This is a genomic window from Methanothermobacter sp. (assembly GCA_030055615.1).
Taxonomy (GTDB): Archaea; Methanobacteriota; Methanobacteria; order Methanobacteriales; family DSM-23052; genus Methanothermobacter_A.
The window spans coordinates 169,411-186,507 of record JASFYN010000001.1; the positions used below are offsets into that span (position 1 = coordinate 169,411).

General features: G+C 39.2%; 21 protein-coding genes. 20 read left to right on the forward strand and 1 reads right to left on the reverse strand.

Annotation, left to right across the window (positions count from 1 at the left end; all coding sequences use genetic code 11):
• Positions 1–16: 16 nt before the first annotated feature.
• Complete coding sequence (locus QFX38_00985) at positions 17–1,531, forward strand: NAD(P)H-hydrate dehydratase (GenBank protein ID MDI9623446.1); 1,515 nt, start codon at positions 17–19, stop codon at positions 1,529–1,531.
• On the opposite strand, the gene QFX38_00990 is transcribed toward QFX38_00985, so the two are convergent.
• Positions 1,500–2,678 carry an argininosuccinate synthase gene (locus QFX38_00990; GenBank protein ID MDI9623447.1) on the reverse strand — a complete coding sequence of 393 codons (1,179 nt, stop codon included), beginning with the start codon at positions 2,676–2,678 and terminating at the stop codon, positions 1,500–1,502. The genes QFX38_00985 and QFX38_00990 overlap by 32 nt on opposite strands.
• Before the next feature lie 94 nt (positions 2,679–2,772).
• Here QFX38_00990 and QFX38_00995 point away from each other — a divergent pair, with 94 nt between their 5' ends.
• The 19 genes from QFX38_00995 to QFX38_01085 all read left to right on the forward strand — a co-directional run bounded on the left by QFX38_00995 (position 2,773) and on the right by QFX38_01085 (position 17,073).
• On the forward strand, positions 2,773–3,495 hold the full coding sequence (locus QFX38_00995) for a succinylglutamate desuccinylase/aspartoacylase family protein (GenBank protein MDI9623448.1): 723 nt from the start codon (positions 2,773–2,775) through the stop codon (positions 3,493–3,495).
• Between the two features lie 8 nt (positions 3,496–3,503).
• Complete coding sequence (locus QFX38_01000; protein MDI9623449.1) at positions 3,504–4,190, forward strand: metal-dependent hydrolase; 687 nt, start codon at positions 3,504–3,506, stop codon at positions 4,188–4,190.
• 65 nt (positions 4,191–4,255) lie between these two features.
• Positions 4,256–5,470 (forward strand): polysaccharide pyruvyl transferase family protein, encoded by a 1,215-nt coding sequence (locus QFX38_01005; GenBank protein MDI9623450.1) that lies wholly within the window; start codon positions 4,256–4,258, stop codon positions 5,468–5,470.
• Positions 5,471–5,476: 6 nt separating this feature from the next.
• The gene (locus QFX38_01010; protein MDI9623451.1) at positions 5,477–8,230 is read left to right on the forward strand and encodes an AMP-binding protein; all 2,754 of its coding nucleotides are present in this window, start codon (positions 5,477–5,479) and stop codon (positions 8,228–8,230) included.
• Entirely contained in the window at positions 8,227–8,814 is a 588-nt protein-coding gene (locus QFX38_01015) for a hypothetical protein (protein MDI9623452.1), read from the forward strand. The genes QFX38_01010 and QFX38_01015 overlap by 4 nt, the downstream gene beginning before the upstream one ends.
• Positions 8,811–10,100: an FAD-dependent oxidoreductase gene (locus tag QFX38_01020; GenBank protein MDI9623453.1), complete on the forward strand. Its 1,290-nt coding sequence runs from the start codon at positions 8,811–8,813 to the stop codon at positions 10,098–10,100. The genes QFX38_01015 and QFX38_01020 overlap by 4 nt, the downstream gene beginning before the upstream one ends.
• A 360-nt stretch (positions 10,101–10,460) precedes the next feature.
• The gene (locus QFX38_01025; GenBank protein ID MDI9623454.1) at positions 10,461–10,772 is read left to right on the forward strand and encodes a Na+/H+ antiporter subunit E; all 312 of its coding nucleotides are present in this window, start codon (positions 10,461–10,463) and stop codon (positions 10,770–10,772) included.
• An 11-nt stretch (positions 10,773–10,783) separates the two neighbouring features.
• Positions 10,784–11,041 carry a monovalent cation/H+ antiporter complex subunit F gene (locus QFX38_01030; protein ID MDI9623455.1) on the forward strand — a complete coding sequence of 86 codons (258 nt, stop codon included), beginning with the start codon at positions 10,784–10,786 and terminating at the stop codon, positions 11,039–11,041.
• A gap of 6 nt (positions 11,042–11,047) precedes the next feature.
• Positions 11,048–11,320: a monovalent cation/H(+) antiporter subunit G gene (locus tag QFX38_01035; protein ID MDI9623456.1), complete on the forward strand. Its 273-nt coding sequence runs from the start codon at positions 11,048–11,050 to the stop codon at positions 11,318–11,320.
• Complete coding sequence (locus tag QFX38_01040; protein MDI9623457.1) at positions 11,313–11,546, forward strand: DUF4040 domain-containing protein; 234 nt, start codon at positions 11,313–11,315, stop codon at positions 11,544–11,546. Before QFX38_01035 ends, QFX38_01040 begins: the two co-directional genes overlap by 8 nt.
• On the forward strand, positions 11,543–11,899 hold the full coding sequence (locus tag QFX38_01045; GenBank protein MDI9623458.1) for a cation:proton antiporter subunit C: 357 nt from the start codon (positions 11,543–11,545) through the stop codon (positions 11,897–11,899). Before QFX38_01040 ends, QFX38_01045 begins: the two co-directional genes overlap by 4 nt.
• A 20-nt stretch (positions 11,900–11,919) precedes the next feature.
• Complete coding sequence (ehbF, locus tag QFX38_01050) at positions 11,920–13,416, forward strand: energy conserving hydrogenase EhbF (protein MDI9623459.1); 1,497 nt, start codon at positions 11,920–11,922, stop codon at positions 13,414–13,416.
• A complete protein-coding gene (locus QFX38_01055; protein MDI9623460.1) occupies positions 13,400–13,768 on the forward strand; it encodes an energy-converting hydrogenase B subunit G, EhbG in 369 nt (122 codons plus the stop codon). Before ehbF ends, QFX38_01055 begins: the two co-directional genes overlap by 17 nt.
• A complete protein-coding gene (locus QFX38_01060; GenBank protein ID MDI9623461.1) occupies positions 13,761–14,039 on the forward strand; it encodes an EhbH in 279 nt (92 codons plus the stop codon). Before QFX38_01055 ends, QFX38_01060 begins: the two co-directional genes overlap by 8 nt.
• Before the next feature lie 2 nt (positions 14,040–14,041).
• The gene (locus tag QFX38_01065) at positions 14,042–14,491 is read left to right on the forward strand and encodes an MnhB domain-containing protein (protein ID MDI9623462.1); all 450 of its coding nucleotides are present in this window, start codon (positions 14,042–14,044) and stop codon (positions 14,489–14,491) included.
• Between the two features lie 11 nt (positions 14,492–14,502).
• Positions 14,503–14,739 (forward strand): energy-converting hydrogenase B subunit J, encoded by a 237-nt coding sequence (locus QFX38_01070; GenBank protein MDI9623463.1) that lies wholly within the window; start codon positions 14,503–14,505, stop codon positions 14,737–14,739.
• A gap of 15 nt (positions 14,740–14,754) precedes the next feature.
• Positions 14,755–16,104 carry a 4Fe-4S binding protein gene (locus QFX38_01075; GenBank protein MDI9623464.1) on the forward strand — a complete coding sequence of 450 codons (1,350 nt, stop codon included), beginning with the start codon at positions 14,755–14,757 and terminating at the stop codon, positions 16,102–16,104.
• Positions 16,105–16,119: 15 nt separating this feature from the next.
• Positions 16,120–16,614 (forward strand): 4Fe-4S binding protein, encoded by a 495-nt coding sequence (locus QFX38_01080; protein ID MDI9623465.1) that lies wholly within the window; start codon positions 16,120–16,122, stop codon positions 16,612–16,614.
• A 12-nt stretch (positions 16,615–16,626) separates the two neighbouring features.
• Complete coding sequence (locus tag QFX38_01085; GenBank protein MDI9623466.1) at positions 16,627–17,073, forward strand: NADH-quinone oxidoreductase subunit B family protein; 447 nt, start codon at positions 16,627–16,629, stop codon at positions 17,071–17,073.
• The last annotated feature ends 24 nt before the right edge of the window (positions 17,074–17,097 follow it).

Consider the following 17,097-nt stretch of genomic DNA (forward strand, 5'->3'; position numbering starts at 1 on the left):
TGGGATGTTGATAAATATGAGGCCTATTGATATGATGGTCGTGGATTTAAATGCAGAATATCTTGGGATCCCCCGGCTTTCATTAATGGAGAATGCTGGAAAGGCTATTGCCCGGCAGATAAATAAGATGGTAGATAATGGACGTGTAACAATCTTTGCAGGTACGGGGGGTAATGGGGGTGATGGTTTTGTGGCCGCACGACACCTTTTAAACATGGGCTTTACAGTCGAGGTTATATTATTAGCCCACCCTTCAAAGATAAGATCAAAAGAAGCTAAAAAAAACTGGGAAGTTCTAGAGAAGATGAGGATTTCTCCGGTACCTTTAGAGCTTAAGATAATTGAGGATTCATCCCAACTTGAAACACTATATAGTGCTGTGATAGTTGACGCTATCCTTGGTACAGGCATAAAAGGGCGGTTAAGAGAACCTATAAGATCAGCCATAAAACTCATAAACAAATCTGAAGCACTTAAAGTCGCTGTAGACATCCCGAGTGGCGTTGAACCCGAAACAGGGGAAGTGTTGGATGTTGCAGTTGAAGCAGATTATACTGTGACATTCCATAGGATGAAAGATGGCTTAAAAATGGCAGATCCGACTTTCACAGGAGAGATAATAGTATCTGATATTGGGATACCTATCATTTGTGAATTATTCACCGGACCAGGAGACCTTCTGAGATTACCCAAGAGGAAAGGTTCAAGTCATAAAGGAGAAAATGGTAGAATACTGATAATAGGAGGAAGTTCTGAATATGCAGGGGCTCCTGCACTTGCAGGTTTAGCCGCTCTCAAAGCCGGCGCAGATGTTGTGACAATTGCATGCCCAGAGTCCGCCATGTTCCCTATCAAATCATATTCACCAGATCTCATCGTCAAAGGATTCCCAGGAGATCACATCAACACCAAAATATTAAAAGAAGCACTTAAAATGGCAAAAAGGGCTGATTGCATCCTAATAGGCTGTGGGGGAGGTTTAGAACCCGATACATCAGAGGCGTTCAACCTCCTCGTCCAGGAAATCATGAAAATGGAAAAACCCCTTGTAATAGATGCTGACGGATTAAAACTAATAAAAAAAGACACCATCAAAGATTACCCTAATCTTATCTTAACACCACATGAGGGAGAATTTCGAGAATTCTTTTCACTAAAGTCTCCAATTATCATCGAAGACTTTAAAGAGAAAGTCACAGCCTATCATTCAATAGCAAATAATATAAAAGGCCTTGTATTATTAAAAGGGCCGATTGACATGATATTCCATGGTGAAAAAGTGCGATTAAATAGAACAGGGACTCCAGGGATGACAGTAGGAGGTACCGGAGATTGTCTTGCGGGTATCGCAGCATCTCTATGGGCCCAAGGATTAACGCCAATGGATGCAGCTGCACTGGCAGCGTTCATAAACGGTAGAGCAGGGGAAATGGCTGAAAAAGAATATGGTTATGGTTTCACGGCCTCTGAGATGATCAATTTCATCCCCAAGGCCATGTCTATTCCCTCCACAACTTCTGATATAACCTAGCCTGTAACCCATAATTTTTAACCATACCTTTCATTTCCCGCTGATCAAAGCTTTTATCCTCAAATGAGACAATCTTTTCATTATACAAACTGTAGGGCGATTCTCTTCCTATGATTCTCATATTACCCTTATGTAGTTTCACATTAACTTTGCCTGTGACGCGACGTTGCATATGGTCAATGGCCTTGTCAAGATCCTCCCTAAGGGGTTCATGCCACAAACCATTATATACTAGTTCTGAATAAATGCCGCTTATCATATCTGCGAATTTAAGCTCGTTCCTAGTTAGTGTTAACTGTTCAAGGGCCTTGTGAGCTTCTATTAGGAGAAGGGCAGCTGGTGTCTCATAGACTTCACGGCTTTTCATTCCTATGATACGATCCTCCATTATGTCTACTCGGCCGATCCCATGTTTTCCCGCGATAAAATTAACCTTCTTTATAAGTTCAACAGGTTCCATTTTCTCTCCATTAATCTCGTAGGGGACTCCATCCTTGAATCCTATCTGAATCGTCTCAGGATTATCTGGTGCTTCATCTGGTGCTCTTGTCCAACTAAAGGCATCCTCTGGGGGTTCCATCATAGGATCTTCTAGAATGTCCCCTTCAATGGCCCTTCCCCATAAATTTTCATCTATACTATATTGTTTCTTTGGTGGTAATGGTATTCCACAGGAATTGGCATACTCTATTTCCTCGGATCTTGTAAGGTTAAGATCTCTTATAGGTGCAATAACGTCACAATCACACATGGATCTTATAATGGCCTCGAATCTGAACTGGTCATTCCCTTTGCCAGTGCAACCATGGGCTATTGCAGATGCTCCTTCCTCCTCGGCAACTTCAACTATCTTAGTGGCTATAAGTGGCCTTGCAAGAGCCGTGCTTAACGGGTAGCCTTCATATGATGCGTTAGCTTTTATGGCCCTGAAAATGTAATCTTCTGCGAATTCTCCCTTGGCATCTATTGTATAATGTTTATAATTGCCTAGTTCCTTGGAGACTTGGGCTGGTCTTTCGATTTCTTCACGTGGTTGTCCCACATCTACACATGCCGTGATAACCTCCATGTTATATTTTTCCTCGAGTAACTTGATACATACTGATGTGTCAAGGCCTCCACTAAATGCAAGGACAACTTTATCCATTAGATCACCCTAAAATAATTTTTGTAAAGGTGACTCTGTCATTAGTATGCTATTATATTTTATGGGCCTAACAATTTTTGTGTGGGTGTGGATAGTGTTAGACCCCTCCGATATTAAAATTATCTATAGGGACTCCGGCGGCCATTTGGAAAAAAATGCTATTATAAGAGAGTACCTTAGGTTTAATCCATCCTTTAGAAGATTGTTCGAGTATTCTAAGATGGGAACTCCCCTCGTGACCTTGGGGGAGGGGAGGCCCCGTGTCATGATAACTGCAGGTGTTCATGGTAATGAGATTCCACCGCAGCTTGCAACTCTTGAACTTATTAAATTTCTTGCTCATTTAGATATTACTGGGACGGTTTTTGTTATACCTTTTGCCGCGCCATGGTCGACTATGAACAATACTCGTTGGTTTAAGGGCGTTGATCTTAATCGTTCTTCCCATGCTCCGGGTTCTGTGACGAATACTATATTTAAGGTTGCGGTTGGTTTGAATGTGGATGCTCTTGGGGATTTCCATTCAACCGCGCCAAGGAGTAACCCTGGGAGGGAGAGTATTTTCTGTTCTAAGAAACCTTGTAGGAAAAGTTATCTGATAGCAAAGTATATAAGTAGAATGGGCTCATCAGATGTTATAGTTTATGAGAATGCGGCTTCACATTATAAAGGCGCTCTTGAGGATGAATGCAATCTTGGTGGGGTGGGCGCGGTTACTTGTGAAGTCGTGTCGAAGAATGGTTCATTAACCCTTGGAAGCCTTGAAAGATCGCTCCTTCAAATGAAAGCTTTCCTCAAATACTTTAATATAATCTAGTGGTTGGCATGTCCTCCTATAAAAAGCATGTGATATTCTCTCTAGTTTTTGCTTTACCATTTTTTTTCCAGAACATATTTGCCCTTGCACTTAGCGTTTTAGGGTCTTCAATTCCAGATTTTGATCATCCAATTAAGGGTAGGAGGGTTTCATTCATATTCTTCATTGGACTTTTAATTTTGATAATTTTTTATTTGTTGGGCTTGCCCTATATTATTGGGGTTCTTTTGATGGTTTTGGCGATGATATTTTATTTTTCGAGGCATAGGGGTTTTAGCCATTCAATACTTGGCATCTTTATTTTGTCAATTTTATTGACACTTCTTGTCATAAGTTCTTATTTCCTTTTCAGGTACTTTGGGGCTGATGAAAGGGAATCCCTCGCCTTGATATTGGTCTTTTCAGGGTTAATTTTCATTAACAGGAAAATATTAATCCCATTCACATTTATAGGCATTTTAGGTGTTTTGTTCACATCTTTTCCTGGTTTGAACCTTTATAATACCATGGGGCCTTTTTTAATGGGTTTTATAAGTCATGTGATTTTAGATTTATACACGCCTAGTGGGGTTAAATTTCTGAGACCATTTTCAACTCGAACATTTAAAAAGGGCCTTGGAAGTTTCTTAATAATAATATGGATCATATGCGCCTCATATACCATTATACACACCTTTTCCTATTATTTTGGTTAAAATAGAAAAAGATAAATAATAAGAGGATCCAATATCAAAATATAATATGTAGTGGAAACTTTAGCATGAAAAATTCTCCGAAAATACTTTTAGCTGGTTATAATGGTGCTAATAACACTGGCTCTGAGGCTAGATTGCTTTCAATAATAGAGGATATAAGGGTGAATGTGGATTCTAAGGCCCTGATCACCGTACCCACGTTAAATGAGGGAAACTTAAGACGTTATCTTAAAGAGGACGATCTTTTAAGGATAGTTCCCATATCCACAATATTCTTTTTTGATATACGAAGACTGGTTAAAGAACACGACATTCTATTATTAGTAGAGGGAAGTTGCTATATGGACACATGGACTTCAGCACTCCTCTGGGCATTTTTATGGGCTACAAGATGTGCCCATGATTTCAAAAAGATAAGCGTGGCCTATGCAGTAGATGCAGGCCACTTATCATCCTTAAACAAATTCTTGGTTAAGCGAGAAGCCGATAAAACAAGTCTAATTTTGACAAGAACGGAATTGGCAGCGAAAAAACTCAAGAAAATAGGAATTAAAGCACCTATTGAAACTACAGCCGACTGTGCGTTTACATTTAAAACAGCGAAAGAAGATACCAATATTCTTGATGAAATATGGCCAGAGCTAGATCATGGGTTGGTAGGATTAGCACCAGTCGATTTTTATCTATGGCCACTGGTAATGCGCCCATGGGGGAAAAAAGAGAATTTATACAAGTGGCCTTATTATTATTCCAATTCAGAAGAAAGAACACGAAAAAGTGAACAATTAGCTCTTAAATTGGCTCAAGAACTTGACAAAATAATCGATGAACATGGCAAGGGGATAGCATTAATTTGCATGGAAGAATTGGACGAGCCACTGGCAAGAAACATAAAAAATAGGATTAAAAGTCCTGAAATGGTACGAATATTTTCATCGAAGGACTATAACGCCTCCCAGATGACAAACATCCTCAGAAGCCTTGAACTTCTTATAACCTCCCGTTATCATGCCTCAGTTTTGTCCATTAAAGCTTCAATCCCCCAGATAGCCATAGGACATGACACACGTCTTAAAGGACTTTACAAGGAAATGAAACTAGAAGATTATTTATTAAACCACCTAAACCCAAAACTTTGGAATGAATTGAGAGAAAAAGTTGATGAACTGCTTGAAAATCCTAAAAAGCAGCATAAAATCTTAAAAAATGGATTTATTGAACACTTCAACCGTGCTAATAAAAACCCACAAATACTTAAAAATTTTCTTCAAAAGAAGTGAAAAAACATGAACAAAATCATATTATTAACCGGTGCAAACGGCTTTTTAGGGACCCAAATTACTTCACGCCTTCTTAAACAATACAATCATAAAATCATTGTTTTAATGAGGGGTGAAAGCAAAGAAGATGCTGTGAATAGGCTATATAGGGGATGGTGGGAATTCCCAGAACTCCTAGAAGAAATAGGTGGTAGAATTCATGTGTTAAATGGTGATATTTCAAAAAGCAATCTTGGACTAAAAAAGGACGAATATGAAAAACTTGTCCAAAATATTACCCACATAATTCACACTGCTGCAGACTGGAGACTTAAAAGTTCCCACAAGGAACTCCAAAAAACCAATGTACAAGGAACCCAAAATCTACTAGAATTGGCCCAGTTAGCCCATGAAGACCATGGATTGGAACGTTTTTCCCATTTATCCACTGCTTACGTGGCTGGGGCTAAAATGGGCATAATATCTGAAAATAATTTAACATCCAAACATGGATTTTTAAATAATTATGAAAAAACTAAGTTTGAAAGCGAAATTGAAGTGAAAAAATCAGAATTTAACATATCCATTTTTCGTCCAAGCATGATTGTCGGCGATTCAACCACAGGATACGTTAAAACATTTAATACGATATATATACCCTTAAAATTATATTTAAAAGGCCAATTACCAATAATCCCAGCTCACCCATCAATGAAAGTCAACTTAGTCCCTGTAGATTATGTTGCAGATGCGGTCATAGACTTGACATTTGATTCAAGAGCAGCGAATAAAACTTTCCATTTAACAGCACCACGAGGATCTCTTCCCACTTTAAAAGAACTTCTCAAATTTGTTAAAAAATGGAGCCATGAAAACCTTAATGTTAAACTTAATAACCCAATTTACATGCCACTGAACATTACATTCATTCAAAAAATTTCATCCATTGGCAAAATATTCGAGAAAACAGCTAGATTATTCGAAACTATTAACACCCTTTCACCTTATTTAAATGAAGACAGAGATTACCAAAGGAATAACACAGATAAAATACTAGGACCTTATAAACATGATTGGCATGATTTTTTACCTAAAATCCTTGAATTTGCCATCTATTATGGATTTTTACACAGATCTGATCGCACAGTCCATGAACAAGTCTTATTCCGCTTAAAGAGCAGAAGCATGCCCACTCATTACCATGACATTGTTAAAGGTGAAATTAAAAATTTTAGCGCACTTGATATCCATCAAAACATAATCAAGGCTTTGAAATCCCTTCAAAAAATGGGAATTCAGAAGGGTGACAAGATAGCAATAACGGGTTTCAACAGCACAAGATATTTCATACTAGATATTGCAATTGGCCTTACAGGTGCCGTAAGCGTCCCTATTTATTATACAAGTCCTCTAGACGAAATCAAACAAATATTATCTGACAGTTGCGCGAAGATATTTTTCGTAGGAAACCCTAAACTTCTAAAGGATTTAAAGGACATGCGGATTCCCATAATTTCATTCCATAATGGGAAAGATGATATTATATCATGGAAAAAGTTCCTTAAAATTGGCGAAAAGAGAAATAAAATTGCAAACATCCCTTTAAATTTCAATGATGTTGCTACTATACGTTATACTTCAGGGACAACAGGAAAACCACGGGGGGTCATATTTACCCATGGGAATCTACGTTGGATGGCAGAATTTATTGCGTCAATGCCCCCATGGAAAGACAGAACCAATGAAGTATCTTATCTGTCATTTTTACCCATGAATCATGTTGTCGAAGGTATTTTCGGAACATATTCACCATATTATGCTCCCACATCCTTAAATATCTATTTTCTGGAAAATTTCCAAAATCTTGTAAAAGCTCTTCGAATAACAAGACCCACGATATTCTTTTCAGTACCCCGTTTCTATGAAAAAGTATGGGACAGTCTACGAAATTCAAAAATAGGAAAAACCTACCTAAACTCTAAGGGGATTTTAAAGAAACTCTTAAAAAAATTGATTAAAAAAAGAATCCTTAAAAAAACCGGCTTGGATAAATGCAAGCAATTAATTGTCGGTTCCGCGCCAATAAACGATGATATCCTCCAATCCTACCATGAGATTGATATCGAAGTCCATAATGCTTACGGATTAACTGAAGCACCACTTGTAACTATTAACAAGACGGGAAGAAACAGGATAGGGACAGTAGGAGAACCCCTACCATCCACCGATATTAGTATAGCTTCGGATGGTGAAATACTAGTAAAGGGGCCACAGGTAACCCAAGGCTATTTTAAAGGCAATTCTATCCAAATTTTTAAAAATGGGTGGCTTCACACAGGCGATATTGGCCACATAACTCCACAGGGCTCTCTTGTAATCACAGGCCGAAAAAAGGAGTTTATAATTAATTCTTATGGTAAAACGATAAATCCATTAAAGATTGAAGGAATGCTTAAAAACATCCCAGGGATCAGAGAGGCCATGATAATCGGTGATGAAAAACCATATTGTAGTGCTCTTTTATGGACCAAAGAGGCGCACCCAAAGAGTATCGACGATAATATTAAAGAAATAAATACTTGTCTCTCCCACCCAGAAAAGATCAAAAGATGGGTTGTTCTAAATGACGACCTTTCAATTGGTGCTGATTTAACCCCAAATCTTAAACTTAAAAGAAAAGCCATTATTAAACGTTATAGGGATGTTGTTGAATTTATTTATGGCGATGGCCCAAAAACTTGTAATATATTACATTTTGGTCATGTAAAGGTGCTATCATGAGCTTTTTATTAAAAATTGCTTCACTTTGGCTTCCAGATTTTATCATGAAAAAGGAATTGGATAAAATAGCTTTATCAACCATAAATGGACTAGACAAACTTTTGGAAGAATATGCCCCTTCAAAGGTGGGGGAAATTCCAGATGAAAAACTAGAAGGGAGCCTTGAAGAAAGAAGAGCTTCAATGGCCATGGCCCATAATAAGCGTGTCAAGGCATTGATAAGTGCAATAGGACATGAAAAGACTATCAAAATTGGAAGAGAAGCCATGTTTAGAGTGGGTTGTAATCTGGGATGTGAAGCTCGACAAAGACTTAAAGTGGGAAATGATCTTGGAGATCTTGAACTCGCAGCTAAAATATTATACAGAATATTGGGGATAAAATTTAAGATAAAAAATATGGTCATGGTCGTAAATACATGTTCCTTATCCAAATATTATTCTCCAGAAGCTTGCATGGTTTTAAGCGCCGCAGATGAGGGTGTAGTACATGGGTTAAATAAAAATTTGGATATGCAATTTAAACATAGAATTACCATTGGATCACTTGAATGTATAGCTTGTATATATAGGGTAAAAAGATGAGAGCAATAGTTGTAGGAACCGGAGCGGGAGGAACAACAGTTGCTCGTGAATTGGCAACTCGAGGCTTCAAGGTAGTAATATTAGAAGCGGGAAAGGAATTCAAACCATTCAGACGACTTTTATCATTAGCCGCGCCACTTAGAAAAACTGGTATTCTCGGAAATGAAAAGATCATTAGCCGAATATTTCCTTCAATGAACACTATAAGATCAAATGATCTTGTACTTTTAAGGGGAATGACAATAGGCGGTTCCACCACCCTTTCTTGTGGCAATATAGCCCGAGCTGAGCACGGATTAAAGAAAATTGGACTTGACCTCACACCAGAATTTGAAGAACTTGAAAAAAATATTAATATAAAGGATTTTCCAAGAAAAAGGTGGCGGCCAATAACAAATAAAATGTTCGAAGTTGCAGAAGGACTTGGGTTGAAACCAAAATCCACATACAAGGCTATAGACCCTGATAAGTGTGTATCTTGTGGATTATGTGAACTTGGATGTGCTACGGGTGCTAAATGGGATTTTAGGCGTTTTTTGGATGATGCAATCCGTGAAGGCGCCTTACTTTATACATCGTCACCCGTTAAAAAGGTCATAACAGAAAATGGAAAAATTAAAGGCGTTATTGTAAAACGCGGGTTCAAGTCCAAGACTTTAAAAGCAGATGTTGTTGTTTTGGCTGCTGGAGGGATTGGCACGGCCCAGATACTAAGAGCTTCGGGACTACCAGTTGAAGACAACTTGTGGGTTGATATCGTCCTCACATTAGGGGGTGTTTTGAGAGGGGCTGAACAGCTTAAAGAACCTCCTATGCTCTGGTATACAGAAGATGATGGTTATATCCTCTCTCCTTATATCGATATTTTATCCCACTGGTTTCATAAACCATGGAGGAATGTCTCTCTAAAAGATAGGGTGGGTATAATGGTAAAACTTGCAGATACGGAAGATGGGACAGTCTTTGCACATGGAAAGGTTGAAAAAACCATAAAAGACGAAGATCGTTTGCGCTTGGATAAAGCGCTTGAAAGTGCTAGAAAAATTATGGAATCTGCTGGCGTTTCAGGTCCATATATTAAGGGAATGTACAATGGGGGACACCTTGGAGGTACCGTTCCACTCAAGGCTGAGGATTTAGATTCAATGAAGCCTTCATGGTTGCCTAACGGTTTGTGGGTTGCTGATCTTTCATTAGCACCTCGTTCACAAGGAATGCCCACGATGCTCCTTGCAGCAGCCCTTGCACTTAGAGTATCAAAAAAAATAGTAAATTGTAAATTATAATCGCCCTAATATGGTGGATTTACACTTTTTTAATAAAAATATTGAACGGGTTGATGTTTTTTTATTATATACTTTCCCATAAAATAGTGGAGAGTATTTTCAGGTTATCCCTAATTTTTTAAACATTCATATAGGGATTATTAAAAAAGTTTATAAACTTTCCAATTGATGATATGGGGTGGGATATCAATTATGTGGATAATACAGTGCATGGAAGTTTTTGGATTATATAAAGTGGAGTTCATAAGATGTTGGGGGAAGTTCATCCTTTTAAAAACTCTTTTGTTAGGTGATATATAGAAAAATTTATATTATCATAAATAATCATGTTAATTATCAGATTAATTAGGAGTAAAGACAATGTCCATAGCAAGGATCGGTTATGGAATCGCCTACTTCATCATATTAATATACAATATCCTTAAATCAGCCCTGAACGTGGCTAAAATGGTCTTAACAGGGAATATAAAACCAGTAGTGGTTGAAATTGAAACAATATTGGAGCGTCCGATATCACAGACCATACTCGCAAACAGCATAACCTTGACACCAGGAACTCTCTCAATAGACCTTAACCCAGAAAAAAGAGTATTAAAAGTCGCCACAATAATACCAAAAGAAAAAGAAGAAATAATACCATTTGAACCCTACATCAAAAAGATGCTAGAATAGGGGGACTAAGCTTGGATCTACTGTTAATCTCAGAGTATATCTTCCTCACATCCCTTGCAATATTCATAATCGCGGCAATCAGAATCGCCACAAGAAAAACAATAGCAATGGGCCTTGTAGGAGTTTCAGCATTAAGTATTGCAGTGGCAACAATACTCATACTCATAAACAAAATCCATGGTATAGGATTCTGCCGAGACATTGCCTATGCACTCGTACTACTCGGACCCGTAGGCACAATAGCATTTGCAAAGGTCCTAAAGGGGTGAATAAAATTGGATCCCATCATAATAATCAGATCAGCCATTCTACTAATCTCCTCAATACTATTACTGATAAGTGCAATAGGAATACTAAGATTCAAAGATAATATCCCCAGAGTCCTATATGCAAGGATACACATCCTCGGCGTGGCCGATATCGCATGCATCATCGCCCTTTTAACATTATATGAACCGCTTCTTGCAGTCACATACTTCATATTGGCACCATTCGCAGCCCATGCAATCGCAAACGCATACTATTATGGGGAGGAAAATCATGATTGAATACCTGATAATGCTCATAATATTGTTAGGGGCGATACTTGCACTGGTCCAAAGAGACCTTCTAAAGGCGGCTATATTAACAGGCATCCCAGGAGCGTCCATGGCATTACTTTACCAGTTTCTACTCGCCCCGGATGTTGCATTGACACAGGCAATCGTAGGATCCGCGATAATACCAGTATTCTTCGCACTCGCAGTCTATAAGACCAGGAGGATGGAAGAATGATACCAGTACAGTTAGCATCATTCTTCACAGCAGCAAGCCTAATCCTAATCGGTATTATAGGCGTTTTCTTCATCGACAACCTCATAAAAAAGGTGATAGCACTCTCATTTGTAAGTGACGGGGTTAACCTTTTCTTGGTGACGCTAGGTTACAAGCCTGGTGGCATAGTATATATTCACATGCCAGGAATGTCAAGTTCATGGTTTGCCCAGAATGCATCATACCCCTTGCCATTTGCTCTCGTACTAACAAGTATAGTTATCGGTGCAAGCACCCTCGCAGTCATGCTAGCTATAATAATCATATTATACCACAGACATGGTAGCCTTTCATCAAAAATACTTGAAGACTAAAAAAAGGAGAGGATTAGCATATGAAATCCCTTATTGCCCTGATGGTAATACTACCAATTCTATGCGGTCTACTCTTGAACCTACTCCATAAAAAGGATAGAACAATAAAAATATTAGCATTGACCGTTGCAATAATACTCCCGATAATCCCTTTAATCGCAAGTTATGGAGCCTACTATTTTGGAGGATACCCACCAATCACGGAAAATCCCACCATTGCAAAATATCTGCCAGCATATATCACAGGATCGTATTTAGCTAAATTCCACCCTGCGATAACCTACATCTTCAACAGCGCCCAGAGAATATTCATCTTCATACTTGGGATCGTAGCGTTCCTCGCGATCTTCACATCACTAAATGAGGTTAAAAGACCATCTGGGGTCTACTCTTTCCTAATGTTCATGGCCACAGCAGCTGTAACAGCTATTATATTAGCAGATGACATATTCAACTTGTATGTCTTTTTTGAGATAGCCGCTATTTCACAAGCAGGCATCATCCTCTCCTCCAATATCAAGGGAAGTTATAAAATGGCCCTAAGGTACCTTTTCCTTGGAGGTGTCGCGGCGCCAATGCTACTGTTGGGCGTGGCCCTATTATTAGGTGCTATAGGGAGTGTTAACATATCAGACATGATATTCGCCATGAAGAACGGCCTCATAGACCAGGGTAATCCAATATTTTTAACAGCTGCGGGGCTAATAATCTTTGGCTGGCTTTATGGGTCAGGTCTGCCACCATTCCACACAATAAAATCAGGATTGTACAGTAAGGCCCTTCCACATGCAGCTTCCCTTATCCAAGCATTTTCAGTATTTACCCTTGTGGCTTTGGGCGTGATCATACTCAGATTATTCTATTATATCCCAGTTGTGAGGTGGGCTATTATCATATTTTCTATTGCAGCCATGGCCCTTGGTATTAGCATGGCTATCATGCAGACAGACTTCAAACGTTTGATAGGTTTCCTTGCAGTTGGAGAATTAGGTTATATTGGGATAGGACTAGGATTAGGGACTAGTATGAGCATAACAGCAGGTCTTTTCCAGGCGGTGAACGAGGCATTGGTAACCGCCTGTCTTTTCTTGGGCTTTGGGACAATACTTTACCAGGCAGGTACAAGTGAAATAGATAAACTGGGAGGTCTTTTAAAGTATAAACCTGGCGTGGCTGGGCTCATGATTTTAGCAGGTTTTATAATGGCTGGTATACCACCATTTAATGTCTTCCAGAGCAAATTAATGCTCATAGAATCTGCTATAAGCGCAGGGTTCCCTGAACTTGCCATTATAATGATATTGTTGAGTATAGTTACATTCATGACTTTCATGAAGGCATATTATTCAATCTATCTAAAACCGGAACCAAGAGGTCTTGAAGTTAAAGCTGAAAGGATACCCTCTTCCACGATATTTTCCATGATAATATTGTTGGTGATTTGCACAATCCTTGGTATACTACCACAACTTGCAACTTCACAATTTGGGAGCATAATCCATGCACTCATGCTATAAGAAGGGGGAGATCATGACAATATATGATACTATAATCGAAAAGATAAGAGAGATAGAAGAGAAGACTAAGAAGGAGGCGCGAGTAACGAATATATCCACTTCTGCTGTTTTAACCGCTGAACTCACTATTGTATCCACGATATTCTTAGTGATATTGATGATAAGGAAACTAAATATCTATGTAATGGTTCTTGTTCTATTATTGGTGGGTTTCATGTTATTTTCAATGACTCCTATTACGGTTATCCTACGGAGGGAGCAAACTGATTCATTCCATAAGATGATATTCTATGTCATTTTAACCTTTGGAGTTTTAATAACATTATTCTACTGGGGGAATATAAATGCTTGAAGGGATTAGAAGCCTTATAGCAACGTTCTCATTAGTTATTTTTGGGGTCACGCTCTTTGACACCATAATAGGCCTTTATAGGGTTCTTAATCCTGGTATAAGTTACATATATAATTATGTGGGTACAAGGATAGCCCCTAACATGGTTACAATTGTCGTGTTTGATTGGAGAGGATATGATACCCTGGGGGAAGCTCTAATATTAGTTACAGCGGTTATTGTAACATTACTCATCTTTGGGAGAGGGAAAGTAGAACTTGGAGGGAAATAGGTATGAGCACCATACTTAAAATATTCGCATTCCCAGCATCAATACTCATAATATGTCTTGGGATTTCAACAATACTAGGGGGCCATATAACCCCTGGGGGAGGATTCCAGGGTGGCGCGATCATAGCAGCAGGATTCATATTCTGTGCAATAGTCTACGGATCTGAGAAGACACCATTCAAATTTACACACAGATTCATGGCAGCGTTAGAGAGTATAGGGGCCATAGGCTACATACTCCTAGGATTGGTTGGGATCCTATTCTCAGGTTACTTCCTCTACAATATAGGAGTGGACTTGTATAATCTTCTACCAAGTTTAAGTGGTGTTTTCAATTATCCTGACGCGGTACACGCGGGTATAATACCATACCTGAACATATTAATAGGATTAAAGGTGTTAGTGGGTTTGAGCGCTGTCGTTATAACCTTCCTAGAATTTAAAGGAGAATAAGGTGGAAACAAATGTTATACGTTGGTCCAAGCCTCTTTGGATTCCTAATAGGTTTCATCCTCGGAACAAGGATAAAAGAAGACGAAGAAGTGAGATTTCCACTATCATCTTATATTGTGATTTTGATAGCTGCAATTTTAATGGCATGGCAGCTGGGCCCATTCCCATATTATCATGATCTGCCATTGGCAAGTGGTTTTATGGCGGCATTCGTTGGTATAATAGCAGGGAGGATCATAAGAGGCTAGACGGGGAGTAGGATTATGTTCATCACAACAGCAAAATGTGAAGGGATAGGCGAATGTGTAAAGGCGTGTCCAACAGATGCTATAAGATTAATTGATGGTAAAGCGTTCAGCTGCATCACTTGTGGTGCATGCGCCGATGAATGCCCAAATAAGGCAATACAACAAAATAAGTATGGTGGATTCGTTGTTGATAGGGCAAAATGTAACCTATGTGGTATGTGCGAATACATATGCCCAGTTAACAGTATAAAAATAGAGGACGATATAGTGAAGGGTATATGCGCCAGATGCGGATTATGCGAGGATGCCTGTCCTGTTAACGCGCGTATAGACGCATTTGACCTCATAGAAGAACGTCAACTAAAATTCCTCGAGGCCCTAGATTTTGCTGTTAAAATACCCAAAAAACGAAAACCCTTAAAAAAGGAGGTTAAAAGGATAAATGTGATAACAGACCCTGAAAAATGCATCAAATGTAGAAGATGCCAATATTATTGTCCCACAGGAGCCATAATCGTAGATTTGGATAAAGAAGGATTCTGCAGTGAATGTAGAGTATGTGAGGATGTTTGCCCTGTCGGGGCTATAGAGGACATAACTATAGACCCTGAAAAGTGTACATTATGCCTCAAATGCATGGAAGAATGCCCGAACAATGCAATCTATACTGATGATTTCACAGTCAAAATAAGGAAACCCGATAAAGAATTAGAAGGGGTTATAGTTTCTTGTCTAAATTGTGGATTATGTGCGAGTGTATGCGAAACCGGCGCCCTTAAAATGATAGATGGTAAAATACGCTATGATCCATCATTATGTGAAGAATGCGAAGAAAAACCATGTTTAGATGTTTGCCCGGTAGGCACCCTCAGAGTAGGATCCGATGGAAGATTGAAAGGATATTGTGTATCTTGTGGAAAATGTGTACAATCCTGCGACATTTATGAAGCACGCGACTTCCAAGAAGTTAAATGGGATGGTACTGTCTCTGAGGATTGCATATCATGTGGCACCTGTGCAGAGGTCTGTCCAAAAGATGCTATAACCCTTAAGAAGGGTTCCATCGAAGTCGACTTCGATAAATGCATATTATGCGAAAAATGTGGGATACATTGCCCAACAGACGCCATACCAAAAACCACAATGCGCAAAAAGTCAATAAAGGATGGATTCACCTTAATAGATGACAGATTATGTATAAAGTGCGGTCTCTGCATGGAAACATGCCCAGAGGATGCTATAACAAAAACACCAGACAATATAATGGTAGTGGATGAAGACAAGTGCATCTACTGCGGAGCATGCAACAACATATGCCCAGCTAAGGCCATACTATTCGAGAGAGAATTCAGCCTCTCCAAATAAAAGGGGGACCATACTATGAAAAATTTGTTAAGGATACTATTGGAAGGCGCCTACACCAACATCAAAAGGATATTTTTCGCCGCTGATAGGGTTACAGACATGGAACTTAGAAAGAAAATACTCACAGGAAAAGTTGAACCAACACCCAAAGTAGCTGAAACCCCATGTATTGGCTGCGGAGGATGCTCAAATGCCTGCCCCACAGGAGCCATCCAGATGAAGGATCTTGAAGAACCGATCGAGATAGCTGAAGACCTCATAAAGAGGCAAATACCAGTCCTAGATTCTGAAAAGTGCGTCTACTGTTATTATTGTCATGATTTCTGCCCATTATATGCTCTATTCGGAGAGCCTGGGACAATACACCCAAATGATGTTGGCATTGTGGAATTTGATGTTAAAGAAGCCATCGAAAAACCCGTCAAAATACCCGATGAAAAACTGAAATTCATAACACAATTCCTATCAGACAAAAGCATTCTAGAACGTGAAAAGACTTCAAAAAAGTGAAGGGGGAGTTTAATGGGGATCAAATCATTTGCAAGGGCCAGAGCTATACATGCAATGCTAGTATATACAGGGGGATGCAATGGCTGCGACATAGAAATCGTGAACGCGGTTTTCTCCCCAAAATATGACGCTGAACAATATAAAATATTCCTAACATGGAATCCCAGGGAAGCAGACGTACTCATAGTAACAGGACCAGTGACCAAACAAAACAAAAAGCCATTAGAAGAAATTTACAAGGCAATACCCGAGCCAAAACTTGTCATAGCAGCGGGTGCCTGTGCTCTCATGGGGGGAGTTTATAAGAACATCCACGGTGACATACCATCAGAAGAGATCGCCGGACCAGTTGAGGAAGTAATACCAGTAGATGCCAAAGTCCCAGGATGCGCAGTGAGACCAGAAGACGTGTTAGCCGGCGCCATATCTGTATTACCAAAACTTTTAGAAGCTAAATAATCGTGAGGGGTGACAAAATTTGGA